This is a genomic window from Saccharibacillus sp. O23 (genome assembly GCF_002205895.1).
Lineage (GTDB): Bacteria > Bacillota > Bacilli > Paenibacillales > Paenibacillaceae > Saccharibacillus.
The window spans coordinates 388,336-413,672 of the sequence record NZ_NJDE01000010.1; the positions used below are offsets into that span (position 1 = coordinate 388,336).

The 25,337-nt window shown below is 56.3% G+C and carries 22 protein-coding genes; 17 read left to right on the plus strand and 5 right to left on the minus strand.

All coding sequences use genetic code 11. The annotated features are described in order from the left end of the window. Window positions 1–199: 199 nt before the first annotated feature. Both CDO73_RS15670 and ptsP read left to right on the plus strand, forming a co-directional pair. A complete protein-coding gene (locus tag CDO73_RS15670) occupies window positions 200–2,089 on the plus strand; it encodes a glucose PTS transporter subunit IIA (protein ID WP_088489454.1) in 1,890 nt (629 codons plus the stop codon). Then, entirely contained in the window at window positions 2,086–3,810 is a 1,725-nt protein-coding gene (ptsP, locus tag CDO73_RS15675) for a phosphoenolpyruvate--protein phosphotransferase (protein ID WP_088489455.1), read from the plus strand. Before CDO73_RS15670 ends, ptsP begins: the two co-directional genes overlap by 4 nt. A 135-nt stretch (window positions 3,811–3,945) precedes the next feature. Here the strand turns inward: ptsP and CDO73_RS15680 are convergent, their stop codons facing one another. Then, window positions 3,946–4,482: a type 1 glutamine amidotransferase domain-containing protein gene (locus CDO73_RS15680; protein ID WP_088489456.1), complete on the minus strand. Its 537-nt coding sequence runs from the start codon at window positions 4,480–4,482 to the stop codon at window positions 3,946–3,948. 381 nt (window positions 4,483–4,863) lie between these two features. Here CDO73_RS15680 and CDO73_RS15685 point away from each other — a divergent pair, with 381 nt between their 5' ends. The 4 genes from CDO73_RS15685 (at window position 4,864) to CDO73_RS15700 (ending at window position 7,765) form a co-directional block, all read left to right on the plus strand. Continuing rightward, on the plus strand, window positions 4,864–5,316 hold the full coding sequence (locus CDO73_RS15685; protein ID WP_088489457.1) for a hypothetical protein: 453 nt from the start codon (window positions 4,864–4,866) through the stop codon (window positions 5,314–5,316). Window positions 5,317–5,436: 120 nt separating this feature from the next. Then, complete coding sequence (ytxJ, locus tag CDO73_RS15690) at window positions 5,437–5,778, plus strand: bacillithiol system redox-active protein YtxJ (protein WP_088489458.1); 342 nt, start codon at window positions 5,437–5,439, stop codon at window positions 5,776–5,778. Window positions 5,779–6,024: 246 nt separating this feature from the next. Then, on the plus strand, window positions 6,025–7,035 hold the full coding sequence (gene ccpA, locus CDO73_RS15695; RefSeq protein ID WP_088489459.1) for a catabolite control protein A: 1,011 nt from the start codon (window positions 6,025–6,027) through the stop codon (window positions 7,033–7,035). Window positions 7,036–7,048: 13 nt separating this feature from the next. Continuing rightward, window positions 7,049–7,765 (plus strand): 5'-methylthioadenosine/adenosylhomocysteine nucleosidase, encoded by a 717-nt coding sequence (locus tag CDO73_RS15700; RefSeq protein ID WP_088489460.1) that lies wholly within the window; start codon window positions 7,049–7,051, stop codon window positions 7,763–7,765. A gap of 149 nt (window positions 7,766–7,914) precedes the next feature. Here CDO73_RS15700 and CDO73_RS15705 read toward each other — a convergent pair whose 3' ends face one another. Next, window positions 7,915–11,109, minus strand: coding sequence for a transglycosylase domain-containing protein (locus CDO73_RS15705; protein ID WP_088489461.1), 3,195 nt, complete (start codon window positions 11,107–11,109; stop codon window positions 7,915–7,917). 268 nt (window positions 11,110–11,377) lie between these two features. After that, complete coding sequence (rpsD, locus tag CDO73_RS15710; RefSeq protein WP_088489462.1) at window positions 11,378–11,977, minus strand: 30S ribosomal protein S4; 600 nt, start codon at window positions 11,975–11,977, stop codon at window positions 11,378–11,380. A 570-nt stretch (window positions 11,978–12,547) separates the two neighbouring features. On the opposite strand from rpsD, the gene CDO73_RS15715 reads away from it, so the two are divergent. The 4 genes from CDO73_RS15715 (at window position 12,548) to CDO73_RS15730 (ending at window position 16,759) form a co-directional block, all read left to right on the plus strand. Further along, on the plus strand, window positions 12,548–14,533 hold the full coding sequence (locus CDO73_RS15715) for a sensor domain-containing diguanylate cyclase (RefSeq protein ID WP_088489463.1): 1,986 nt from the start codon (window positions 12,548–12,550) through the stop codon (window positions 14,531–14,533). Window positions 14,534–14,742: 209 nt separating this feature from the next. After that, the gene (locus CDO73_RS15720; protein ID WP_088489464.1) at window positions 14,743–15,861 is read left to right on the plus strand and encodes an aminopeptidase; all 1,119 of its coding nucleotides are present in this window, start codon (window positions 14,743–14,745) and stop codon (window positions 15,859–15,861) included. A 110-nt stretch (window positions 15,862–15,971) separates the two neighbouring features. Then, entirely contained in the window at window positions 15,972–16,217 is a 246-nt protein-coding gene (locus CDO73_RS15725; RefSeq protein WP_088489465.1) for an HPr family phosphocarrier protein, read from the plus strand. A 242-nt stretch (window positions 16,218–16,459) separates the two neighbouring features. Then, window positions 16,460–16,759 carry an Fpa/YlaN family protein gene (locus CDO73_RS15730; protein WP_088489466.1) on the plus strand — a complete coding sequence of 100 codons (300 nt, stop codon included), beginning with the start codon at window positions 16,460–16,462 and terminating at the stop codon, window positions 16,757–16,759. 160 nt (window positions 16,760–16,919) lie between these two features. On the opposite strand, the gene CDO73_RS15735 is transcribed toward CDO73_RS15730, so the two are convergent. After that, the gene (locus tag CDO73_RS15735; protein WP_088489467.1) at window positions 16,920–18,095 is read right to left on the minus strand and encodes a calcium:cation antiporter; all 1,176 of its coding nucleotides are present in this window, start codon (window positions 18,093–18,095) and stop codon (window positions 16,920–16,922) included. A gap of 194 nt (window positions 18,096–18,289) precedes the next feature. On the opposite strand from CDO73_RS15735, the gene CDO73_RS15740 reads away from it, so the two are divergent. Then, entirely contained in the window at window positions 18,290–18,676 is a 387-nt protein-coding gene (locus CDO73_RS15740; RefSeq protein WP_088489468.1) for an Asp23/Gls24 family envelope stress response protein, read from the plus strand. A 119-nt stretch (window positions 18,677–18,795) separates the two neighbouring features. Here CDO73_RS15740 and CDO73_RS15745 read toward each other — a convergent pair whose 3' ends face one another. Further along, window positions 18,796–20,082, minus strand: coding sequence for an FtsW/RodA/SpoVE family cell cycle protein (locus CDO73_RS15745; protein ID WP_088489469.1), 1,287 nt, complete (start codon window positions 20,080–20,082; stop codon window positions 18,796–18,798). Between the two features lie 311 nt (window positions 20,083–20,393). On the opposite strand from CDO73_RS15745, the gene CDO73_RS15750 reads away from it, so the two are divergent. The 6 genes from CDO73_RS15750 (at window position 20,394) to CDO73_RS15775 (ending at window position 25,064) form a co-directional block, all read left to right on the plus strand. Then, a complete protein-coding gene (locus CDO73_RS15750) occupies window positions 20,394–21,563 on the plus strand; it encodes a M20 family metallopeptidase (protein WP_088489494.1) in 1,170 nt (389 codons plus the stop codon). 155 nt (window positions 21,564–21,718) lie between these two features. Further along, on the plus strand, window positions 21,719–22,156 hold the full coding sequence (locus CDO73_RS15755) for a YlbF/YmcA family competence regulator (protein WP_088489470.1): 438 nt from the start codon (window positions 21,719–21,721) through the stop codon (window positions 22,154–22,156). 39 nt (window positions 22,157–22,195) lie between these two features. Continuing rightward, window positions 22,196–22,480, plus strand: a complete 285-nt coding sequence (locus tag CDO73_RS15760; RefSeq protein WP_088489471.1) for a YlbG family protein — start codon at window positions 22,196–22,198, stop codon at window positions 22,478–22,480. Window positions 22,481–22,688: 208 nt separating this feature from the next. After that, window positions 22,689–23,126, plus strand: a complete 438-nt coding sequence (locus CDO73_RS15765) for a hypothetical protein (RefSeq protein ID WP_088489472.1) — start codon at window positions 22,689–22,691, stop codon at window positions 23,124–23,126. Between the two features lie 71 nt (window positions 23,127–23,197). After that, complete coding sequence (locus CDO73_RS15770; protein WP_088489473.1) at window positions 23,198–24,133, plus strand: selenium metabolism-associated LysR family transcriptional regulator; 936 nt, start codon at window positions 23,198–23,200, stop codon at window positions 24,131–24,133. A gap of 16 nt (window positions 24,134–24,149) precedes the next feature. Further along, window positions 24,150–25,064, plus strand: coding sequence for a PHP domain-containing protein (locus tag CDO73_RS15775; protein ID WP_088489495.1), 915 nt, complete (start codon window positions 24,150–24,152; stop codon window positions 25,062–25,064). The last annotated feature ends 273 nt before the right edge of the window (window positions 25,065–25,337 follow it).

A 25,337-nucleotide genomic window follows, 5' to 3' on the forward strand; every position in this document is an offset into this window, starting at 1 on the left:
AAGTAGGCCTCCGAGCGCGCGGAATCCGCAGCGTTTCGCAGGCTCGCTCTTATCAGCCATCATAAGGTTCGAACGACGGTCATGTCCACCGAAAAGCGTCCGAAAAAAGCCCGCGAATGCCCGCGCCGACCCCCGCAAATCCTTTGACAAACCGCCTTTCAAAGCTTAACATTTGAAGGAAGAGAGGAGAGGGACGTCTTTGAATTGGTTAGGTTCGCTTCAACAGCTCGGCCGGGCCGTGATGATCCCGACCATGGTTCTTCCCGCGGCGGCGATCCTGCTCAGCGCGGGCAGCCTTCCTTGGGAAGCGTGGGGGCTTCCCGGAGCGGCCGAAGCGTTGAACGTGGCAGGGTCGGGCGTACTGCTCTACCTGCCTTATATATTTGCCGTAGGCGTAGCGCTCGGACTCGCCAACCAGGCGGGATACGCGGGCCTGGCGGCGCTTATGGGCATGACGATCTACGAACGGGTCATCGACCACTTCGCGAGCGGCCAGATTCAGCCGACCACGCTGATCGGGATTCTGCTCGGCGCGATCGCCGGTGCGCTGTATAACCGTTTCAAAGACTTCAAGCTTCCGGAAACGATCCAGTTTTTTGGCGGATCGCGTTTTGTCCTGCTGTTTATGGGACTGCTGTCGGCTTTGTTCGCGTTTGCCATGCTGGCGATCGGTCCCGTTCTGCAGGCCATTATCGACTGGATGGACTTGGAGGTCCGTTCGACCGGCGGATTCGGCTTGTTCGTATACGGGATTCTGTATCGGGCGTTGTCGGCTTTCGGCCTGCATCATCTGCTCAATAACGTCGTCTGGTTCCAGTTCGGTTCTTACGAGACCGCTTCGGGCATGATCGTGCAGGGGGATCTGCCGCGCTTCTTCGCCGGCGACCCGACCGCGGGCCTGTTCATGTCGGGGCTGTTCCCGATCATGATGTTCGCGCTGCCCGCTACGGCGATGGCCGTCATCCACGAAGCGCGCGAAGACTTGAAACCCAAAGTCCGCAAAACGTTCGTTCGCGCCGCTCTCGTCTGCTTGTTGACCGGCGTATCGGAACAGATCGAATTCGCTTTCTTGTTCGCGTCGCCGTTCCTGTTCGCGCTGCATGCCGTATTGGCAGGATTCGCGATGTGGCTGACGTACGCGTTGGATATCCATCACGGCTTTTCTTATTCGGCGGGATTGATCGACTTCGTGCTCAACTTCCATTTGTCGACCAACGGCTGGCTGCTGATTCCGATCGGCATCGTGTACGGTCTGGGATACTATATCTTGTTTCGCTGGGCGATCCGCAAATTTCAGATCCCGACGCCGGGCCGCGAAGAAGGTTCGACGCTGGAAGATTGGGCGGGCAATATTCCTTACCGCGCGCCGCTGATTCTGCAAGCGCTCGGCGGACGGGAAAATATCGTGCAGGTACAAGCCTGCATCACCCGGCTGCGTTTGACGGTGGCGAACGATCGCAAGATCGACGGCCATGCGCTCAAATCGCTCGGTTCGGCCGGATTGATCCGTTTGGGCGGAGGCAACGTTCAGGTGGTCTTCGGCACGTATTCGGAGCTGATCCGCGAAGAGATCAATAAATTGATCGACCGCCAATTGGATCAGGTGCTGTTCGCGTCGCCGATGCAGGGCCGGATGATGCCGCTCGACGAAGTGCCGGATCAGATTTTCGCCAAAAAGCTGGTCGGCGACGGCGTCGCGTTTATCCCCGAGAAAGACGAACTGGTCTCTCCGGTGGCGGGAACGGTGCTGCATATCTATCCGACCCAGCATGCGCTCGGCATCCGCACCAACGAAGAGGTCGACGTTCTGCTGCATATCGGCATCGATACTTCTCATCTGGAAGGCGCGTTCGAAGCGTTCGTCAAAGAAGGGGATATCGTCGAACCCGGACAATTGCTGATCCGGTTCGATCTGCCGCTGCTGCGGGAGAAAGCCAAGTCGCTGGCGACGCCGATGCTGATTACCAATCCGGATCGCGTGCGGTCTTGGAGCTTCGCGCCGTTCAAAGCGGTCAAAAAAGGCCAAGGATCGGTCATGTCCGTGGTCTTATACGATAAAGATAGAGAAACGGGAGGGGGAGGACGATGATAACCTGTATCGGGGCCGCACCGGGCGTAGCGATCGGGAGAGCGTTCGTTCTACCGACATGGGAATGGGACGTTCCGGAGCAGAAGATGGACGTCGTCGATCTGACGCGCGAATTCGAGCGTCTGACCGAAGGCATCCGTACATCCCGCTGCGAGATCGAAGACATGAAGAAAGAAGTCAAAGAAATGGTGGGGCCGGAAGAATCGAGCATTTTCGATGCCCACCTCGCCATTCTGGAAGATCCCGTCTTCATGAGCGAAATCAAGGGGATCATCGAAAGGCAGTACAAAGCGGCGGAAGTGGCGGTCAAAGAAGCGATCGACCATTTCGTCACCATGTTCGATCTGCTCGACGACGAATACATGAAAGAAAGAGCCGCGGACATTAAAGACGTCGGCAACCGGCTGCTCAAGCATCTGCTCGGCGCGCCGGAGATCAAGCTGCCTTCGGATACGCAGCCTTACATCTTGGTGGCGAAAGAATTGTCTCCGTCGCAGCTGGTCCATCTCAATCCGAACCATGTATTGGGGATCGTGACGTTGATCGGCGGCAAAACGTCGCATTCCGCCATCATGGCCCGCGCGATCGGGATTCCGCTGGTCGCCGGACTCGAAGGCAAACGGGACGAGCCGTTCCAGACCGGAGAGATGCTGGTCATCGACGGAGACGAAGGGCTGCTGTTCGTCGATCCCGACGCCGAAGAACTTCGCGTCTACGAAGAGAAGCGCCGCAAGCTTCAGCGCAAGAAAGAGCAGCTTCAACTGCTCGCCGAAGTCGACGCGGTCACGCGCGACGGGCACCGTTTGACGTTGGCGGCCAATATCAGTTCGCTTAAGGAACTGGAAACTTCGCTCAAACACGGCGCCCAGGGAGTCGGACTGTTCCGGACGGAATTCCTCTATATGGACCGCTCCGAATTCCCGAGCGAAGACGAACAGTTCGACATCTATCGCCGCATCGCCGAACGGGCGGCCGGTCAGCCTGTCGTCATCCGCACGCTGGATATCGGCGGCGACAAGCAGCTCGACTATTTCGCGCTGCCGGAAGAAGACAATCCGTTTCTCGGGTACCGGGCGATCCGCATCTGTCTGGACCGTCCGGATCTGTTCTTGACGCAGCTTCGCGCGATTCTGCGCGCCAGCGCGTTCGGCGACGTTCGGGTCATGTACCCGATGATCTCTTCCGTCGAGGAAGTCCGACAGGCTAACGACCTGCTGCGCCGGGCCAAAGAACAATTGGACGAGCGCGGCATCGCCTACAATGCCGATCTGCCGGCCGGAATCATGATCGAAGTGCCGGCAGCCGCGGCGATCGCGGATCTGCTGGCCGAAGAAGTCGATTTCTTCAGCATCGGCACCAACGATCTGGTCCAATACGTATTGGCCGTCGATCGGATGAACGAGCAGATCGCGCATATGTATCATCCTTACCATCCGGCCGTGCTGCGGATGCTGCGGATGACCGTGCAGGCCGCGCGGGATCGCGGCATCGAAGTGAGCGTCTGCGGCGAGTTGGCCGGCGACGAACGGGCCGTGCCGATCTGGCTGGAGCTCGGCGTGGACAAGCTCAGCATGTCGCCTCAATCTTTGCTGCGCGTAAAACACCGCGTACTCAACACGACGGCCTCCGCCGCTCGCGAGACGGGCCGCGAATGTTTCAAGCGCAGCCGCTCCGGCGAGATCGAGCGTTTGCTGTCCGAATTCGTGACGACGGTCGTGTAAGCCGATTCGTTTTTGAACGACAAGAAGCGCCTTTCTTCGGAAAGGCGCTTCTTCTTTATTCTTCGATTTACGCTTCGTCATAGCGCCGTGTCGACTTTCGCAAGATCGACCCGATCGCCCCAAAAGCCGGCCGATTTAACCGTCGGCCTGCGAATCGGCCAACGCGTCGCAGAATGCTTTGCCGTAAGGAGGCAGGTCCGGCGGTCGGCGAGCCGATATGATATGACCGTCCGTCACGACCGGCTCGTCTTTCCAGATCGCGCCCGCGTTTTCCATATCGTCGCGGATCCCGGGAGTCGAAGTCACGGTCACGCCGTCGAGAATGCGCGCGGAGATCAGCACCCAACCGGCGTGGCAGATCTGTCCGATCGGTTTCTTCGCTTCGTTCATCTCCCGCACCAGTTCCAATACTTTCGGATAACGGCGCAGTTTGTCGGGAGCCCAGCCTCCGGGAACCAGAATTCCGTCGTAGTCGGCGGAATCAAGTTCGTCGAACGCGTATTCCGCTTGCGCGGGAACCCCGTACTTTCCGATATACGTTTTGCCTTTTTCGGCACCGGCCAGATGGACTTCGGCGCCTTCTTCGCGTACCCGATAGACCGGATACCACAGCTCCAGATCTTCGAACTCTTCGTCTACCAACGCAATGACTTTTTTGCCGTCAAGTCGCATGAATAACCGTCCTTTCGTTCTTCGTATAGGCTCTTTCTTGTCTTATTGTAGCAGTCCCGTCCGTTCGCCGCAAAAAGAGAAAGAAAGATTCAGCAATATTTTTTGAAAGCGCTTAATTTCTTTGGAAAACAAGCAGGAATTTGCGCAAGCGGTATCGAATCCATTGCAGCAAGAACCTGAACCGGCAATTACGGGGGAGAGCAGGGGAGCGGAATCTCGAATTTCGCAGGCCGAACTCGCGTCGAAACAGGCTCAAGATCCGATTCGCCGACTTCAGCGGCGAATCGATCGCAGCAGAGTAAGCCGGCATGAAAATCCGTCGCAGGCGGGAAAGAACGGCCGGAGGCAGGGGGAAATATCCATGTTGGAGGGGATCGCAAGATGCTGGAGCATTGCGAGTGCGGACAAAGATACGACTTGGATTTTCGGCTCGTCGATTATAAGAAACACGTCAGTATCGATAACGTGCCGGTTCTGGTCTGTCCCGGATGCGAACATGAAGAAGTGCTCCACTGGTTGAAGCGCGATCTGACCGCGCTGCTTCTGAGTTTGCCGCTCGACGGCGAACCGTACGGGCTGGATTATACCGAATTTAACGAATTGGCCCATATCGTTTATACGGTATTCACGTGCAGCCCGGTAGATACGAAAGATGCCCTCAGAGCGGAAATCAAAGAAAGCTGCAAAGCCAGAATCAACGCGCTGCTCGACCTGTATCGCTGCGCCGGCGACGTCGGGGATCAAGTCTGGATGGCGGAGATCGAAACGCGGTTGGCGCAGCTGACCGAAAAGGTGTGCGTCGAAGGGCGGCAGCTGCGCTTCTCGCCGGCTTGACGCAAAGCGGCGCGAAGCCTGCTTTTTTGACTTCATTTTGCGGGGTTGTTACACTGAGAGCGAACACTTGTGTGGACAATGACAAACGGAACCGTCGCAGAACGGAAAGGAGAATGACCCATGCCTACTTTTACTCAGATTACGACCAGCGAGCAGCTGGAAGCCGCCATTCGCGAATCGCAGGATAAACCGGTGCTGCTGTTCAAACACAGTACCCGCTGCCCGATCAGCGCAGGCGCTTACGCGGAAGCCAAAAACTATTTGAAAAATACGCCGAATCCCGATGCTTCTTACGTACTGATTCACGTGGTCGAAGACCGTCCCGTGTCGCTCGAAGCCGCGGACCTTCTGGGCGTGGAACATGCTTCGCCTCAAGCGATTCTGCTGAAAGACGGCAAGGCCGTATGGAACGTTTCCCATTCCCGAATCACGTCGTCCGCGCTGCAAGAGGTACTGTCCTAAAACGTCGACCGAATCGAATCCGAAGTTTGCGTTCATCGGAAACACGCAGGGTTCAAGCGGGTTTCCGATGGGCGTAACCTGACATCGTTATCGGTCGACGTCCTGATACAGACGCCTTATTTGGAAAAAAGTGAAGCGTTAACATTGCGTACCAAGCAAATTTATCGTATCATGGTAATAATGAAAGCTTGAATGTAATTCATTGAAACCTGATTGAAAAATTTACTGGCAATGGAGAGAACAGATGTGACGGTAACTATTTATGATGTGGCGCGCGAAGCGGGAGTCTCGATGGCCACCGTTTCCCGGGTCGTAAACAACAACCCTAACGTAAAGCCGCAGACTCGCAAAAAGGTCTATGAGGCGATCGAACGTCTCGGCTATCGTCCGAATGCGGTCGCTCGCGGTCTGGCAAGCAAAAAGACGACGACGGTCGGCGTGGTCATTCCCGATATTTCGAACTCGATCTTCGCGGAAATCGCGCGCGGAATCGAAGACATCGCCAACATGTACCATTACAATATTATTTTGTGCAATGCCGATAAGAAGAAAGAAAAAGAGATCCGCGTCATCAACACGCTGCTCGAAAAGCAAGTGGACGGTCTGCTGTTCATGGGCGGAACGATTACGGAAGATCATGTGCAAGCGTTCCAGACGGCTTCCGTGCCGATCGTACTTTGCGCGACCAAAGATGAAAACGGTACGATTCCGTCCGTCGACATCGATCATGAAGCGGCCGCTTTCGATGCCGTGAGCACGTTGGTGCGCCACGGTCACCGCGAGATCGCGATGATCAGCGGCACGCTGCAAGATCCGGCAAACGGTTACTCGCGCTTCCAAGGATACAAACGCGCGCTGGAGACGGCGGGCATCGAATATCAAGAAGACCTGGTCCGGATCGGCAACTATCGTTACGAGTCCGGCGTGGAAGCCATGAAATATTTCCTCGGCCTCAAACATAAGCCGACGGCGATCTTCGCGGCAACGGACGAAATGGCGATCGGCGCTATTCATAGCGTTCAAGACGAAGGCTATAAAGTACCGGACGATTTCTCGATCATCAGCGTAGACAACATTCGGATGGCTTCGATGGTTCGTCCGCAGCTGACGACGGTCGCTCAGCCGATGTACGATATCGGCGCGGTCGCCATGCGTCTGTTGACGAAGCTCATGAAGAAGGAAAACGTGGAAAATTCGCAGGTCATCCTGCCGCACGAAACGATTCTACGTTTGTCCGTCGCGCGTCTGAATGACTAAGCGGGGTGCAGAGATGAGCGGACCGATCGCCCTGATGGGGGCAATGGACGAAGAAATCAAGCTGCTGCTTGACGAGACGGAAGAGGCCAGCAGCCGCACGGTTGCAGGCATCGCGTATACGAAAGGCCGTTTTCGCGGACATGATGTCGTCATCTGCCGCTGCGGAATCGGCAAAGTCAACGCGGCCGCGGCCGCGCAGATTCTGATCAGCGAATTCGGCGCGCAAGCTTTGATCTTTACCGGCGTGGCCGGAGCGTTGGATCCCGAACTCGAAGTCGGCGACATCGTCGTGTCTTCGGAGAGTCTTCAGCACGATATGGACGTTTCGCCGCTCGGTTACGCGCCGGGCATCATTCCGGATCAGTCCGAATCTTGTTTTAAGGCGGACTCCGCTCTGATCGCGCTTGCGGAAGCCGCTTGCGAATCGGAGCAAGTTCGTTACCGGATCGGCCGGGTGCTGTCGGGAGACCGCTTCGTGGCGGACAAGGAAGAAGGACGTCGGCTGCGCGAGGCGTTCGACGGCGCTTGCACGGAGATGGAAGGCGCAGCCGTGGCGCAGGTCTGCTGGATGAACGAGATTCCGCATGTGGTCATCCGTTCCATGTCGGACAAAGCGAACGGCGAAGCGCCCGAAAGTTTCGCCGAATTCACGATCTTGGCTTCGGTTCGGTCGCATGCGGTCGTTGCCGGCATGCTGGATCGTTGGAACGCATCGGAACCGGCAAGCTGAACGAAGCGGAAAAAGCGAGGATGTTCGATTCCGGACCCCCGTCGTTAAGCGAATAGAAGACAAAGAAAACCCCGAATCGCCGTCATGGCGATTCGGGGTTTTCTGTCGAGCGGGTGCCGGAGACAACCGGCAGAGCCGCCGCGCGGCAATCAAGGACTGGCTGCGTACAAGGTCATGGAATGCGCCGATTCGCCGGCTTCGTTCGAAGCCGATACCTTGAACCAAGCAGAGAACGGAGCTTGAGCCGCGTAATGGTAAGACGCGGACGAAGAGGTGCCGATCGACGTGAACGGACCTTCCGCCGTTTGGCTGAAGTAGATCGTATAAGAGGTCGCGCCTTCCGAAGCTTTCCAACTCAGTTGAGCGCCGGAAGCGGAAGCGCTGACCTGAAGCTGTTCCGGTGCTGCCGGAGCCGTAACCGCGGTTACGGGCGTCTCGGCAGGCGGCTTTTCTTCCGGTTTCGGTTCTTCGACCTTCGGCTGTTCCGGTTCGGCGTTCGTTTCCGGCTGCGCCGGTTCCGCAGGCTCTGTCGGAACCTCTTCGGGAGATTCGACAGGCTCGTTCGGCACGACGATCCCTTCGACGGTCTGCCCGGTCTCTTGATCGGGAACGTCAGGTTTGTCGGCCGGCCGGCTCGGCGCGCTTCCTCCTCCTACGGTACGGCTCGGCGCGGACTCTTTGCCCGCCACGTCCACCGCGGTCACGTAATGGATCGCTTGACTCGGAGAGATTCGGAACTGCAAGAATTCTCCTGTCCGTACGGCACCGGCATACTGGAACGAACCTCCGCCGTTCCACGAGCTGTACAGACGGTAACCGACCACGTCGTTTTCCGGATTGGCCGTGAACGCGATCTCCGTTCCCGCATCGTTCATCCATACGTTCACGGGAGCGGAAGGAGCAGAACCGTCGTCTTTGCGCGGATCGACTTCCTTAGGCGCGTCGACGCCGGCGTCTTCCGGAATGTAGTAACTGAGCGGTCTGCCGTCTCTCATCTTCGCCAGCGCTTTTTGCAGATCGATGATGAGCTGGTTGATCGGCATTTCGCGGTTGACGGTCACTTTGGACAAAACCATATCGTCCGGCGTATCCGGTTGAGGCACGTAGTTTACGCCGTCGTAGATGATGTAATTGGCGTTAACCAGACCGTCGTCGTAATCTTTCGGTACATATTTTTCGTTGAAAATGTCGGTAACGAGATTGCCGGATTGCACGGTCAATTCGGTCGGCAGTTTGCCGCTGTAACCCGAGACGGTCTTCGTGACGATGCCGTCCGGTTCGGCGAACTCCGTCGTTTTGAACAGATCCGGCCGCGTCGCGAGCAGTTGGTTCATGATCGTGGCCCACAATACGCGGGCTCGGCTCTTATCGTCGTTCATCGTGTTCACGGGCTGGTTGTAACCCGACCATACGCCCAACGTCAGATCCGGCGTGTAGCCCATAAACCATACGTCGCCGTAATTCTGCGTGGAACCGGTCTTGCCCGCGACGGCGATCTTGCCGTATCCGTCGAACATCTTCGGAATATTGCCTTGACGAGCATTGCCCGTACCGTCGCTGATGACCGACTCCAACATGCTGGTCATCAGGTAAGCCGTCTGCTTGGAATAAACGCGGCTCGGACTTGCCTGATGCTGATAAACGACTTTTCCGTTGGAATCGACAATCTGGCTGATAATGTACGACTCGTTGAATTCGCCGCCGTTATCGATCGAGGCGTACGCGCCGGTAAGCTCCTGCACGGTTACGCCTTGACTCATCCCGCCGATTACGCCGGTCGTATTCTTGTAGTCGTCGTCCGTAATCGTCGTGATGCCCAGTTTCTTCGAAAACTCCCACGCTTTGGCGACCCCGACTTTCTGGTTGAACAATTTGAGCGCCGGGATGTTGAGAGATTGATTCAGCGCATGCCGGGCGGTAACTAACCCCTGATAGCGATTGTTCGCGTTTTTCGGAATATGATAAGACGATCCCGAAGGCAGAATGATCGGCGCATCGTCGATGATGCCGGCCGGTTGAATCAGTCCGGCGTCAAGCGCCGGCAGATAAGCGGCGATCGGCTTCATGGTCGAACCCGGCTGGCGTTTCATCTGCGTGGAGAGGTTCAGTTCCAGCGTATCGAAACTGCGTCCTTCGATCATGCCCAGCACGGCGCCGGTCTTCGGATCGATCAGACTGGCACCCAACTGCTGCGGCAGACCTCCGGGGTCGGCCGCGCCGAAGTTTTCCGGATTCTCGGCCACGGCGCGCATGGTCTTGTAAATGCCTTTGTCGATCGTCGTATAGACGCGGTATCCGCCTGTCAGCAGCATTTGGTTGGCCGCTTCGTAGGAGGAACTGCCTTCTCCCGAAGCCGCGTCGCCGCCCGGATTCTGAAGTTTCATGATCACTTTCGTCGCTTCGCGTTCGACTTCCGTCATCAGATACGGATAAGTGGCGTACGCTTTGGGCATCTTGCCGGCGAGCGAGCTTTTCAGATCGAAATCGAGCGCTTCTTGATATTCGCTCTGCGTGATCTTGCCGTCTTCCAACATGTTCTCCAGCACGCGATGCTGCCGGCTTACGGCGCTTTTGAAGCCTTTTTCGTTAAAATCGCCTTTGCTGTTGAACGCCGAATACGTCGTCGGCAATTGAGGCAGGCCGGCCAGATAAGCGGATTGGGCCAGATTCAACTGCGAAGGGTCGTTGAGACCGAAAATCCCTTTCGCGGCCGCTTTGACCCCGAACAGGTTGTAGCCGGCGGAACCTTTGCCGAACGGCATCTTATTCAAGTAAGCCGTAACGATCTCCTGTTTGGACAGAAAGCGTTCCATGCGGAGGGACAGCAGAATCTCTTTGATCTTGCGGTCGTTCGTTTTGTCGAGGCTTAAAAATACCCGTCGGGCGAGCTGTTGGGTCAGCGTACTGCCGCCGGTCTGAACCGTTTCGTTAAGCAGTTTCTGCTTGACGGCACGCAGGGTGCCTTTGGTGTCGATGCCGGGATGCTCGTAGAAATTCTTGTCTTCGATCGAGATCAGCGCTTCGATAACGGGCTGAGGAATCTGATCGAACGATACGGGCCTCCGATCTTCGTCGGTACGAAGTTGGCCGATCGGGGAGGCATCCCGGAAATAAGCGAAGCCCGTGATCGCGTTCTCGTCGACCGCCTGTACGATGGAAGCTTCCGAGCGTACCGGCTCGTCTTTGAGAATGGAGGTAATATACCCCGCTGCCGCGCCGCCCGCAAAAAGAACGGCCGCAAAGCCCAAAATGACGATCCATTTAAAGAAAGTCAGCGTTTTGCGGAAAAATGATCTTTTTTTGACGGGAGGATTCTGTTCGGGCTTTTTGTTCTCGTCAGCCATTAGAGTATCTTCCTCCTTAGTGTTTCAATCCACGCGCCCGTGCAGGGGATGACCCGGGCGGCTAAAATCTGAGCTGTCGCGCGAGCTAATACCTTGTCAACTACTAAAGGTAATAGAACAGGCCTTATTATAGCACAAAAACAAGAAAAACAGCATATGAATTGGGGAGCGGGACGGAAGGACGAAATCGTTCTCATTCCATGCGCGAAGATATAAAAAAATCCCCGCAAGCCCGAAGGCTTGCAGGGATTTTGACCTTGCTTTCCGATTAACGGTTGTAGAATTCGACGATTTGCTTTTCGTCGATTTCTTGCGACAGTTCGGAACGCTCAGGCAAACGGATGTATTTGCCTTCCAGAGCCGAATCGTTGTACTCGATGTAACCCGGTACGTGCGAACGGTTTTCCAGGGCTTCCTTGATGGAGGAAAGGCCGCGGCTTCTTTCGCGAAGACCGATTACGTCGCCGAGGCTTACCGCGTAGGAAGCGATGTCGACTTTTTTGCCGTTAACCGTTACGTGGCCGTGAGCGACCAACTGACGTGCGCCTGCACGGGAGTTAGCGAAGCCCAGACGGTACACGAGGTTGTCCAGACGGCTTTCCAGCAGGAACATGAAGTTCTCGCCGGCGATGCCTTGCATTTTTTGCGCTTTGCTGAACAGCGTGCGGAATTGCTTCTCGCCCAGACCGTACATGTGGCGCAGTTTTTGCTTTTCTTGAAGCTGCATGCCGTAGTTGCTTTGTTTTCTGCGTTGGTTAGCGCCGTGCTGACCCGGAGGGAAAGGACGCTTGAGATCTTTGCCGTTACCGCTCAGGGAAATACCGAGGCGGCGGCTGAGTTTGAATTTAGGGCCTGTGTAACGTGCCATATTGGAAAAACTCCTTTGTCATGTGTAATGGCCGGGGAACCGTGTGCGCCGTGTTTTGCTTGTGTACGCAGGCCGGAGACGTCCGCCTATATAATAGGAAACGAATCAGCGTACTCATATCGGGAAAGTTCAGCCGCTGTCCCGACAGCCACAAAACGCGTGAGGGTGACGCACCGTTACACCCAGATACGTAAGTATCCGGCGTTCATACATCACCAAATTTTATAGGAAAACATCACCAACGTCAAGCCTTTAAAATGAAAAGAAATGCAACTTAAAAGGTTCGAAAAGCGTCTTGAGACAAAAGACCCAATGAAAAAGGAGAAATAGTGAAAAATAGGATGCAAAAATGGGGCGAAAAGAGTAATATAGGGAAAGGCATTTCGAATATAAACCAGAAGCCCGGCTTTTGCAGATCTTGCTGCAAGACACCGGGCCTTACGATAGGACGAGTACGCAAACGCGCCGGTCGTTCGGCCGTTTGCGAGCAAGGCCGCAAGCCAGCAGTACCTCGGCCGATCCGATCGGGCAAGGTAGCAGGTTATTTGTTTTCGGCAAAGGAGAGAAGTTATGTCCGAGCACGCAGGGAAAAACCCGGTGGAGGCAATTCGGCGCGACGATATCGGGGAGGCGTTATTCCCTGTTATCGCCCGCGGCGACCAGTCCTTCTGGATCCAGCACGTGGACATCGGCACTGCCGATTTTCCTTATATAGAACCTTTGCTTAAAGAAAGTTTTGCCGATTGGCGCGAACAGAACTCGTCCTCGTTCTCCGGATCGGGCGCCGAATGGTTCTTGTTCAGCCATGAAGGCGAAGCGGCGGCAGGCGACCCGGGGCTGATCGGTCGGCTGCAAAGCGAGTCCGAACATGCCGCATGGTTGTCGCTTGCAAGAAGAGAATCCGTTCTGGTTCCGGCCGGCCGGCACGAAGGCCTCTACATGAGCAAACGGGCGACTCTCGCGGTTCCGGTATTCACGCGAAGCGGCGGAGAAATTTTTGCCGTGCTGGGCTGCGTCGTTCCGGAAGAAGAAGCGGAAGGCATGCTGCGGGCGGTCGAGATGGGCGCGGCGCATTTCCGAACTTGTTTCTACCAGAGGCTGGAGTACTCTTTCATTCATGATACGCTGTATACCCGTCATGCACGATCGACAGCGCTGAACGGGGATTCGGCGCTGTTTCGTATGGTACGCAGGCTCTATGACAAATTCAACGTCGACGGCGTGCTGGAAGAGCTTCTGCGCATCGTGCTGGTGCTGCATCCGTCCGCGCGCTGCGAGCTGCTGATGACTCAGGATTACCAGAGTTCGAACCCGCAGCTCAAAGTCGCGCTGCTCGACCAGCGCAAAGCCGATATCTGCATGACGGCTTTCATGCGCGGAAGCGTGGAAGTCGAGCAGGTTCCGACTCCCGAGTACCCGCATCGCATCGAAGCGGCTCTTCCGCTGGCGGGTCATCAAGGCATCTACGGCGTGTTCCGTTTCGAATTGGATCTGCCGCCGGAACGCTTGGATACGCGGCTGCTCGGCATGGTTTCGGATACGGCAGGCAAAGCTTTCGAGAACGCCAAGTTGTACGAGCAATCCAATTTGTTGATTCGCGAGCTGCTGCTGATTAACGAATTGACGAAGCGCCTGAACCAGAACCTGCATCTCAGCGACGTTTTTTCTTTTGCCATTCAAGAGCTGATGGGGATCTTCCGAGCCGATTTCTGCTGCATTCTGGGAGATAACCCGGCCGAACACCGCTTCGACGTCATGGCCTGCAGTTTGTCCGAGCTCGAGGGGAGTTCGTTCAGCCGCGATTACGGCTTCGGCGGGATCGTTCTGCGCACTCAGGAGCCGCTGATCATTTCCGACTATCTGGAATCGTCGGTACCTTCGCGTTTCATGGAGCTGTCGGAAGCCCGGTCGATGATCGCCGCGCCGCTGATCTCCAACGGCAAGACGATGGGCGCGGTGCTGCTGGCTCAACGCGAACATCATTATTTCTCTTACGAGAACTTCAAGCTGCTTCAGATGCTGTCGACTCATATCGGACTCGCCGTAGCCAATGCCACGCTGCACGCCGAGCTTCAGCGCATCGCGAACCGGGATACGTTGACGGGGCTTCACGTGCGGCGTCATCTGGACGAACGAATCCATAATCACCAGCTCGAAGGTTCGAAAGGCTCGCTGCTCGTGATCGACATCGACCGCTTCAAACAAGTGAACGACACGTACGGCCACCAGATCGGCGATTCGATTCTCCAGCAGGTGAGCGCAATCATGCGGAATTCGATCCGGATGACCGATGTCTCCGCACGCTGGGGCGGCGAAGAACTGGCCGTGTATTTCCCCGAGACGACGTTGGAAGAAGCGCTGATCGTGGCCGAACGGATTCGAAGTCTGGTCGAACAGGAGACGAGACCTTCGGTAACCGTGTCGTGCGGCGTCGCCGAATGGTCGGCGGAAGATACGACCATCAGCGTCGAATCGCTGTTCTACCGCGCGGACATGGCTCTGTATCAAGCCAAACACAGCGGTCGGAATCGCATTCGGACCGCCGTCGCCGAATAAGAACTCCATCGTCTTTTTCCGCGCCCTTTGCCGCTTTTTGCGGCAGGGGCGTTTTTTTGCGGACCAAAGATAGGTTTAACACCTGACTTCAAGCGGGGGAAGTGCTACAATAGTAAAGCTATCGGCGTCGGCGTTCGGCTGACCGCCGTTCAATTCAATCGGGCTCTCAAGCAGTATCGAAAGTCCGAATCGCGGGAGGAACGAACAGGATGCGTGATCCTAGAGTACAGAAGTTGGCGAAAACGCTGGCGGGTTATTCCGTCAACGTGCAGCCGGGCGAGAACGTTCTCGTCGAAATGATCGGTCCGGAGCGGGATCTGCTGCAAGCGGTCGTCGAAGAGGTCGCGGCGCTGGGCGGCAATCCGTTCGTGCTGTTGACCGACAAGATGGTGCAGCGCACGATGCTGATGAATGCCACCGAAGAGATGATCCGCACTTGGGCGGAAACGGATCTGAACCGGATGAAGCAGATGCAAGGGTATATCGGCATCCGTTCGGGCGAGAACGTGAACGAACTGGCCGACGTGCCGGAAGACAAGATGAAGATGTACAATTCGCTCTACAATCATCCGGTACATAGCGAACAGCGCGTCAAGCACACCAAATGGGTCGTGATGCGCTATCCGAGTCCGAGCATGGCCCAATTGGCGAACATGAGCACGCAAGCGTTCGAAGACTTCTATTTCGACGTATGCAATCTCGATTACGCGAAGATGGACCGGGCGCAGGATTCGCTGCAAACGTTAATGAATCGAACGGAGCAGGTTCGCATCGTGGGACCGGGCGCGACGGACCTGACGTTCTCCATCAAAGATATTCCGGCAATCAAATGCTCGGGCACGGCGAACATTCCGGACGGCGAAGTCTATACGGCGCCGGTGCGGAACTCCGTCAACGGCACGATCGCTTACAACGCGGCGAGCGTGTATAACGGAATTACGTTCGAGAACGTCACGTTCCGCTTCGAGAACGGCAAGATCGTGGAAGCGACCTCGAACGATACGGAGAAACTGAACAAGATTCTGGATTCCGACGAAGGCGCGCGCCATATCGGCGAATTCGCGATCGGATTCAACCCGTACATCCTGACGCCGATGAAAGACACGCTGTTCGACGAGAAAATCGCGGGTAGTCTGCACTTCACGCCGGGTCAGGCTTACGAAATCGCCGATAACGGGAACCGTTCGTCGATCCACTGGGATCTGGTATTGATCCAGCGTCCGGAATACGGCGGCGGCGAGATCTATTTCGACGACCGTTTGATCCGCAAAGACGGCATCTTCGTCGTACCGGAACTGGAATGCCTCAACCCCGAAAATTTGAAATAAAGCAATAAGTTTCAGAAACGCGGAAAACGGTTGATAAGAAAGCGGATACAAGTTATCATGATACATGTGAGCAAAGGTTCCTATTTTGAGATTCCGACGGAGGGATAACAATGGCTAAAAACAACGCGGCGGTTGTCGAAATCGCCCAAACCGCATCCCGCTACTCTTCTTCGATCGTTCTGCAGGCCGAGAACAAGTACATCGACGTGAAAAGTATCCTGGGTCTGTTCACGACTCTCGTGAGCAGCCAGCAATACGAACTGCACGTGATCGGTCCGGACGCCGAAGACGCAAAAGCGGCTATGGTCGAAGTCTTCCAGAAACATGACCTGAACGTGGTCATCGCTCCGGAATAATCGCAGACGAGCAAGACATAAGCACCGCCCGTTCGATACGGAAGCGGTGCTTTTCCTTGCGTCCGTTTGCCGATCCGTCGGCGGCAGCATCAAAGCTTCGGAAACCGCGGGGCGGCTTCCGGGTTCGGTTTCTTTCTTTCGGTACGTACTCTTTGTAAGGCGGTTCTTGTATTAGCTTTTAAATTCGTCTAATATTAGAGTAGAAACGCCGGCCACACTTTCGGGCATAGGGGGGAGAAAATATGACTTCATCTGATTTGCAATCTGATTTGCAAGAGCAGTTCCAAATCAAGGCAGCCAATCTTCTTCAGGAAGATGCAAATAAAATCGAGAAATTGATCGAAGTACAGATGGAGAATCTGGCGACCCGCTACTGTCCTCTCTATGAGGAAGTGCTGGATACGCAAATGTACGGTTTTTCCAGACAGGTGGATTTCGCGATCCGTGCCGGTCTGATCGGCGAGCCGGAAGGCAAGCAGATCGTCAGCAAGTTGGAACGCAACCTGGCGGTTCTTTACGAAGCCCTGAATAACAAAGAGTAGCGAGTTGACCGAATGGAATCAAAGGCGAAACCCAACATTATTTTCGGTCAGCGGAGCAGGGGTTCCGAACATTCGGTGCTCTCGGGTTTCGACATAACAAAAGCGCGTGAGGAGTCAGGCTCCCGACGCGCTTTTTTTTGTTTTCGTATGTCGAACCGGCTTAATGCACCATGAAGAAAGACACGCCGAGAATCACGTAAACGGCGACCAGAAGGAGGCCTTCGTACCAGTTGGTCTCGCCGTCTTGAATGATCGACTTGGCGACGAAGACGGAGACGGCGATCGCGACGATCTCGATCGTGGAGAAGACGATGTCCATCGTGCCGCTCAGACCGCCCATGAAGAAGCTGACGAAGATCAGCACCGGAGCGACGAAGAGCGAGATCTGAAGACTGCTGCCGACGGCGATCTCGACGGACGCGCCGATCTTGTTCTTCATGGCCAGCATGATCGCCGCGCTGTGTTCGGCGGCGTTGCCGACGATCGCGACCACGAACGCGCCGACGAACAATTCGCTGAGTCCGAACTGCGTCGTGAAGGTCTCCAGCGTGCCGACCAGCCATTCGCTGACGAACGCCACCATGACGGTCGCGATCACCAGATACAGAATCGAACGGCCTTTGGACCATACCGGACCGTGTTCCTCGTCCGATTCGTGTCGAACGTCTGCCGGAGCGGCTTCTTTTCGGCGAAGTTCGGGCGACCCGGCAGCGGAAGACGAAGCGCCTGCAGGCAGACCGCTTCCGGCCAACGCGGCGGACTCGGCAGGATCGGCGAGGTAATCTTTGTGGGTGACCATCGAGAAGATCAGCCAGGCGACATAAGCGACGATCAGAATGCCGGCTACGACCAAGCTCAGCGTGTCGATCTGAAGCCCTTCGATCGAATGGGTGTTCAGGAAGACGGCCGGGACGAACAACGCGACGACGGCGACGATCATCAGCGAGCCGTTCATGCCGGCAAGGGGCACATTGAAGCGCTGCACCTTGAACTTGACGCCGCCGGCGAACAAGCTCAGACCGAGCACGAGCAGCAGATTGCCGATGATCGAACCGGTGAGACTTGCTTTTACCATGTCGAACAATCCTTCTTTGACGAGCATGATCGCGATGATCAGCTCGGCGGCGTTGCCGAACGTGGCGTTCAGGAATCCGCCCAGCCGCTGCCCGGCGTAATGCGCGACGCTTTCCGTGGCGCGTCCGAGGAAGCCGGCCACGAAGATGACCGAGATGGCGGACAGCACGAATTCGAGCGTCGGGTTCCAATGCAGGAGATGTCCGGCCGCGCTGAGCGCGAACGTAAGGATGAGCAGAATGGGCGACAACATTTTTTTCATAGAATCGTTCCTCCGTAACTGACTTGTCTATTATGTAAAAGTAAAAATAACAAGGCACTTTCAAATATACGCCAAATCCGGCCTTGATGAAACGATTTGCGTTCTTTCGAAATCAAAAATGTCAAAAACGGCATTTGCACTACGAGGGGTTTAACCCTTAAACTAGAAGCATGAAGGAGTAAGGAGGGAAGGTCATGTCCGATCAAGTTCAATTGGATAATGGAAATGTGCGGATCGCCAACGATGTCGTAGCCAAGATTGCGGGAATGGCCGCGCTGGAGACGCCGGGAATCGCCGCGATGTCCGGCGGGTTGTCGGAGGGCTGGGCGAAACGTCTGAGCGGGAAAAATGTGCAGAAGGGCGTGACCGTCGAAGTCGGCCAGTTGGAAACGGCGATCGACCTACGCATTATCGTCTTGTACGAGACGCCGATTCACGAAGTCTGCCGCATGCTTCAACAGAACGTGCGCGAAGCGGTAGAAAATATGACCGGTCTCAAGGTCGTCGAGGTCAACGTCAAAGTCGAAGGCGTGGCGTTCAAAGACGATATCGCGATCGACGAGCCTTCTCGGATCCGTTAAAAGCTGCGGCGCGGCCGCTCGGCGAACGGAACGCAGAACATCAAAAGGTTCCCCCGAATTTTTCGGGGGAACCTTTTTCTTGCGCGCGCCGTGCGAAAGGCGAGGGCGCCTAAGCGCGTTTAACGGGAACGATAAGCCGCGGGGCGGCGTTCCGGCATTTTGACGGTCTCGGTCTTCTGCTCTTTGACGGCCGGTGCCGCTTTCTTGGAATCGCGCGAGATGCTGAGCAGGATGCCCATGCTGAACAGCGTAATCAGCAGAGACGTGCCGCCCGCGCTGATGAACGGCAGGGTAACGCCGGTCAGCGGAATGGTGTTGGTCACGCCGCCGATATTGATGAACGCTTGGATGCCGATCAATCCGACGATGCCGATTCCCGCAAGCGTGCCGAAAATATCGGTGCAGCGCAGAGAGACCAGAATTCCCCTCCAGAGGAAGTAGAGATAGGTCAGCAGGAATACGGTCGTGCCGATAAATCCGAACTCTTCGCCGATGATCGCGAAGATAAAGTCGTTATGCGGATTGGACAGGTACGACAGCTTCTGGATGCTTTGTCCGTACCCCGCGCCGGTCGCTCCGCCTTCGCCGATCGCGATCAGCGAATTGTACAAGTTCTGGGTAGAGCCTTTGATATCGGCGAACGGATTCAGATAAGCTTCGATCCGGTCGGCTTTGTAGCTGGAGGTGGCGCTGGCTTCGTCCGGCGTCTTGGGCGTCAGCAGCTCTTTGGCGCCCAAGACCAGACCCAGCACGAGGCCCACGATCAGAATCGAACCGAGCATATGCTTCAGGCTCGCGCCGCCGGCGTACATGACGAGCAGGCAGGCGGATACCAGAATCATGCAGGAACCTAAGTCGGGCTGGAGCATGACCAAGCCCGCCATCAGCGAGACGATAAAGAATACCGGAAAATAACCCGACCGCAGATCGCGGAACCGTTCGCCTTTTTTGGAGATCAGCGCCGCCAGATAGAGAATGGTCGTAATCTTCGCCAGTTCGGTCGGTTGGAAACCAAATGACCGAGTTATTTTGATCCAACTATGCGCGCCGTTGGTGGCGGGCATGAACAGTACGACGATCATCATAACGAACGTCACCAGAAACATCGGAATAAACAGTTTCTTATAGCGTTTATAAGGAATGCACATCGCGATCAGCATCGCGACGATGCCCAGCACCGCATATTGGAACTGCGGCAGCACGAAGAAGAAAGGATCGTTACTGAATTTGCTGCCGAGCAGCGTAAAGCTGGAACTGGCGCTGAACACCATCAGTATGCCGAATCCGGTCAGGATCAGCGTCAAGATCAGCAGTTGAAAATCGGGCGGCGCTTTCGGAACCCGAGTTCGTCCTTTGGAGCCTGTGTTGCGCGCTTGCGTCGTTCGATTGGTTTTCATTGTGCTCATGTGTAAGTTCAATCCTTCGGCGACGCCGCAAAAGCGCCGTTTATATGGGTATTTTCATCATAGTCGCTTTGAAAGGGCGGTGCAAGACCTCACGGAGTTATGGGCGAGTGCCTTGTCAACGCGAAAGGTAAGGTTACGAGTACGCTGACCGAAAATAATGCGAGGTTTCGCCTTTCGGAAACCATAAATTTGATTCGGTCAACTCACTAGGCTTTTGTTTTTTGCTACAATAACAAAAAAGGCGCGTCCGTCGGGTCATGATCTCTTCATAACCAAGCGGGCGCGCGCTCAAACGGAAGGGACCTGAAATGATGAACGAAACGGTGGTACGCGGCTACGAAGAGCTGGTGGAATGGCGCAGGCATCTGCATCGCCATCCGGAATTATCCTATCAAGAGCAGGAAACGGCGGCTTTCGTCGCGAAAAAATTGGAGAGCTTCGGGATCGAAATCCGCCGGAATATCGGCGGTCACGGCTTGATCGGAATCGTGCGCGGCGCCTCGCCCGGACGCACCGTGGCTCTTCGCGCGGACATGGACGCGCTGCCGATCACGGAAGAGAGCGGCGCGGAATACGCGTCGCTGCGCAAAGGCGTCATGCATGCCTGCGGGCATGACGGACATACGGCGGCGCTGCTCGGCGCGGCGCGGTATTTCGCCGAGCGGCGGGAGAGCCTGCGCGGCGAAGTCCGGTTCTTGTTCCAGGCATCCGAAGAGGTATGCCCGGGCGGCGCCAAGCCGATGATCGAGCACGGCGCGCTGGAAGGCGTCGATGCGGTATACGGCGTGCATCTGTGGACGCCGCTGCCGGCCGGCACGGTCGCGAGCGTCGCCGGGCCGATGATGGCCTCGACCGACGAGTTCTTCATCGACGTGACCGGCCGCGGCGGACACGGAGGCATGCCGCACGAAGCGATCGACAGCATCGTCGCGGCGGCCGCGCTCGTCATGCAGCTTCAGACGGTCGTCAGCCGTTCCGTCGATCCGCTGCGTCCCGCCGTCCTGAGCATCGGGACGATCAACGGAGGCTCCGCGCAGAACGTGGTCGCGGAGAAGACGCGGATCACGGGCACGGTACGCACGTTCGACGAAGACACGCGGCAGTTGATCCGCCGGCGCATCGAGAGCATGAGCCGCCAAGTCGCGGAGACGTACGGGGCTTCCGCGGAGGTCGAATATTTGGTCGGTTACCCCGCGCTGGTCAATCACGCGTCCGAGACCGAACGCTTTTTCCGAGTCGCGCCCCAAGCGCTGCCCGGTTTCAAAGTGGAGACCGCCAAGCCGCTGATGCCTGCCGAAGATTTCGCTTATTACCTGCAAGAACGTCCGGGTTGTTTTATGCTGGTGGGAGCGGGAAATACGGACAAAGGATTCGTGTATCCGCATCATCATCCCCGGTTCGATTTCGACGAAGAGTCGATGAAAGCGTCGGCTTCGCTGCTGATCGCGATGGCGGAGTCGGCTCTCAACGAAAACTCGTGACCGTAAAGTTACCTTTGTTCGCTTAGCATGGCAGGTTTTCTGTCTCAAGGTCTTCTGTTAAAGGCTTACATCCAAGGCGGGGTTGTGCTATGATGGTTGTACCTGCCCATCCGGGTAGGATGGGTAGAGTTCCAGCATAGAAGCGGGATGAATCAATGAGCGTATCGGAGATTGAAACAGTCGACATGGCCCGCGTGCTCATGAGCGCATACGAATTGGGCGATATGATCAACGGTTCTGTCGAAGTCGCAGAATATTTATATTGGCGCGAAAAGATGCAGGAGCATCCGGAAGTGCGGCGTCTGATCGGCAAGTTGAACGCCAAGAAAGAGTTGTTCGAAGAAACGCAGCGGTTCGGGCATTTCCACCCGAACTATCACGCCGCGAAAGAAGAAGTCGAGCTTGTCGAGCGGGAGATGGAAGAAATCGAAGCCGTTGCCCGTTACAAGGCCGCGGAAAAGGCGCTCGACGATTTGCTCTTTGAAATGTCGGAGACGATCGCTTATTCGGTTTCCCCGAGCATCAAGGTTCCGAGTAACGATCCGCTGCCGGCGAAAGGCTGCGGAAGCGGCGGCTCCTGCGGCTGCGGCTGACAAGCAGGCCGGTTATCACAGAAAGAAGGTGCAAGCATCATGGTTCCGGAACGGATCGGTTACATCGTATGGGTGAACGACCTCAAAGCGGCCCGCAATTTGGAGAAATACGGTACGCTTCATTACGTATCGCGACGCATGCATTACGCCGTCGTCTATCTCAATGCAGATCGCGCGGAGGAGACGGCGAAACATATGCGCAGACTTTCTTATGTTCGCAAAATCGAAAGATCTCATCGAACCGACCTCAAAACGGATTACGGCAGCAAATTGCCGGAAGAGATCGAAGAAGATCTTACGGATTCCGCCGCGCTGTCGAGCTAACGGCGTCGGTCGGCGGATGGAAGCACAGAAGCGGCCCGAATCGGGCCGCTTCTTCTGCGCCGTCAGAGCGGAAATTGGTTTTTCTTGATTTGCTTGTATAAGTTGAAGTCATCATGTAATATATTGGGTACATATACATAGATATAAAGACCTATTGGCGTCTACGCCGGAAAACAGACCAAGTCGAGTTTCTGGAGAGTGATAAACGGTGCGGGATAAGGCGACGGAACGATGGAGCACTTACGAACCTTTTTTCATCGCTCTCGGTGACAAAAAGGTAGCGGATATCGTCATTACCAATCATGCCAAAAGCCGCTACGGCAGTCGGATCGAAAGCGGACAGAAGGATACGGAAGAGATCGCCTCTTGGCTCTGGGAATGTTTGCAGACCGGGCGCATCGTTTCGTATTACCGCAAGGAAGAAGATGTATATCTCATCGACGACGATATCGTGATGGTCGCGGAATTCGGCGAGTTGACCGGCCCTTATCCGGTCGAAGGCGGACCGCTCCACAAGATGATCGTCGTGACGTTCCTCGGCAAAATGTCGGAAACCATCGAACTGCGAGATCTGAAATCGTATTATTCGTGGCTCCGGCATTCTCGAAGAATGACGCTCATGAAGAACGGGCGCAAGAGGAAATAAAGGACGACAAGACAATAGGCAAGGCTGGCATGGAAATTTATTTTCATGCTTTTTTTGCGAGGAGGATAACGATGGCGCTTAACTTTCATCAACTGCATATCTTCTACACGGTGTCGGAAAAAGGCAGTTTCTCCGCCGCTGCGGCCGCGATGCATATGACTCAGCCGGCGGTGACGATGCAGGTGCAGACGTTGGAAGAATATTTCGGCACGAAGCTGCTGAACCGGTCGACCAAAAAAATCGAGCTGACCGAGTCGGGACGCATGCTGCTTCCGTTCGCGCGTCGAAGCATCGAGCTGATGCGGGAGACGGAAACGGAAATGGCCCGCTATACGCAAAAACTGGAAGGCCGCCTGCAGCTCGGAGCCAGCAATACGATCGGCGAATACGTGCTGCCGCCGCTGCTCGTGCCGTTCGGCCGCCGCCATCCCGATATCGCGATCTCGCTGAAAGTGATGAACACGACGCAAATTCTGGACGAGATCGCGCGGCATACGCTGAATTTCGGATTGGTGGAAGCGCCGGTCGTCCATCCCGATATTATCAGCGAGTCGGTCATGCACGACGAACTTCGCTTGATCGTGCCGGCCGGACACGCGCTGGCTGCTCGGGCTTCGGTGACTCTGGAAGAAGCTTCGGCCTATCCGTTCGTGCTGCGGGAAGAAGGATCGGGCACCCGCCAAGTGATGGAAGACGAATGGAAAGCGAAAGGCATGGACCCTCGCGCCCTGAACACAGTCATGGAATTGGGCAGCACGGGAGCGGTGAAGTCGGCCGTCGAAGCGGGGCTCGGGATCACGATGCTGTCGCCGTCTTCGGTCAAGCACGAGCTGGCGCTCGGGCTGCTGCATGTCGTGCCGATCGAAGACGCTTCGTTCAAACGACAATTTTATTCGGTACGGCTGCGTTCGACGCTGCTGCCGATCGCGGCGGTGGCTTTTTTGAATTTCCTGCGCGATCAGCAGGAAGCGGGAACGAATCCGGAAGGAGGCGCGAGGCATGAATAAGCATACGAATGAACGCATGAATGAGACGAAAAATACGTTAAACGGGGAACGCGAGCCGGAACGTTACGATCTGCATATGCACAGCACGTCTTCCGACGGCATGAACACGCCGACGGAACTGGCGCGGCTGGCCGCGGAGCGCGGACTGGCGGGCTTCGCCTTGACCGATCACGATACGGCGGCGGGCCTCGGCGAAGCGGCTCGGGAAGCCGAGCGTCTGGGCTTGGCTTTCTTGCCGGGCGTGGAGATCAGCACGCGCGCGGGCGGCAAAGATATCCATATGCTGGGGTATCTGTTCGATCCTTCGGACGAAAAGCTGTCGGAACGGCTGGAAGGGCTGCGGGGCGTACGCGATCGGCGCAACGACCTGATTCTCGAGCGGCTGCGCGAGCTCGGCGTCGAGATTACGCTCGAAGAAGTTCGCGATCGCGGCGGCCGTCCGCTGAAGCCGGACGAAAGCGTGGGGCGTCCGCATATGGCGGATGTGCTGGTACGCAAAGGGTATGCCGTCGATCTGCGCGACGCGTTCGACAAATATCTGGCCGAAGGCGCGGCGGCGTACGTGTCGCCGCCGCGCATCTCGCCGCAAGATGCGGCGGATTGGATCCGCGAAGCGGGCGGCGTGCCGGTATTGGCCCATCCGGGCCTGTACGGCGACGACGATCTGGTGCGCGCGGTGCTGGCCGAGGCGAAGCCGGCGGGCATCGAGGTCCGTCATCCGGATCACGGAGCGGATGACGAAGCGCGTTATCGGAAGCTGGCCGAAGAATACGGCCTGCTGACGAGCGCCGGTTCGGACTACCACGGAGTCCGGCAGGGCAAAGTGTTCCACGGCGAACTCGGCGGTTATACCGTCGGAACGGCCGAAGTCGAAGCGCTGCGGCGGGCGGCGTCTTCAGCCGATCGAGGTTGTTGGAAGGCCGGGGGCTAAGCCCGAGCCGGAGAAAAACGTCAAAAACCGGATTCGCTTATCGCGAATCCGGTTTTTGGCGTGCCGCAAAGAAAGTCCGAATGCTGCGGCGCAGGCCGCAGTACACACGCGAAAAGGTGGAAGCAACCTTCATATACTGTGCGAAGTGCGGAGTGCGATCCGATCGTTCTTGCGTCCGTCCGGCTGCCGTTTCGGGCTGCATTGCCTAAAAAGCAATGCAGCAGCGCCCGATCCGCACTTTTTGACGGTTACGTTGACAAAAAAGCAACGTAG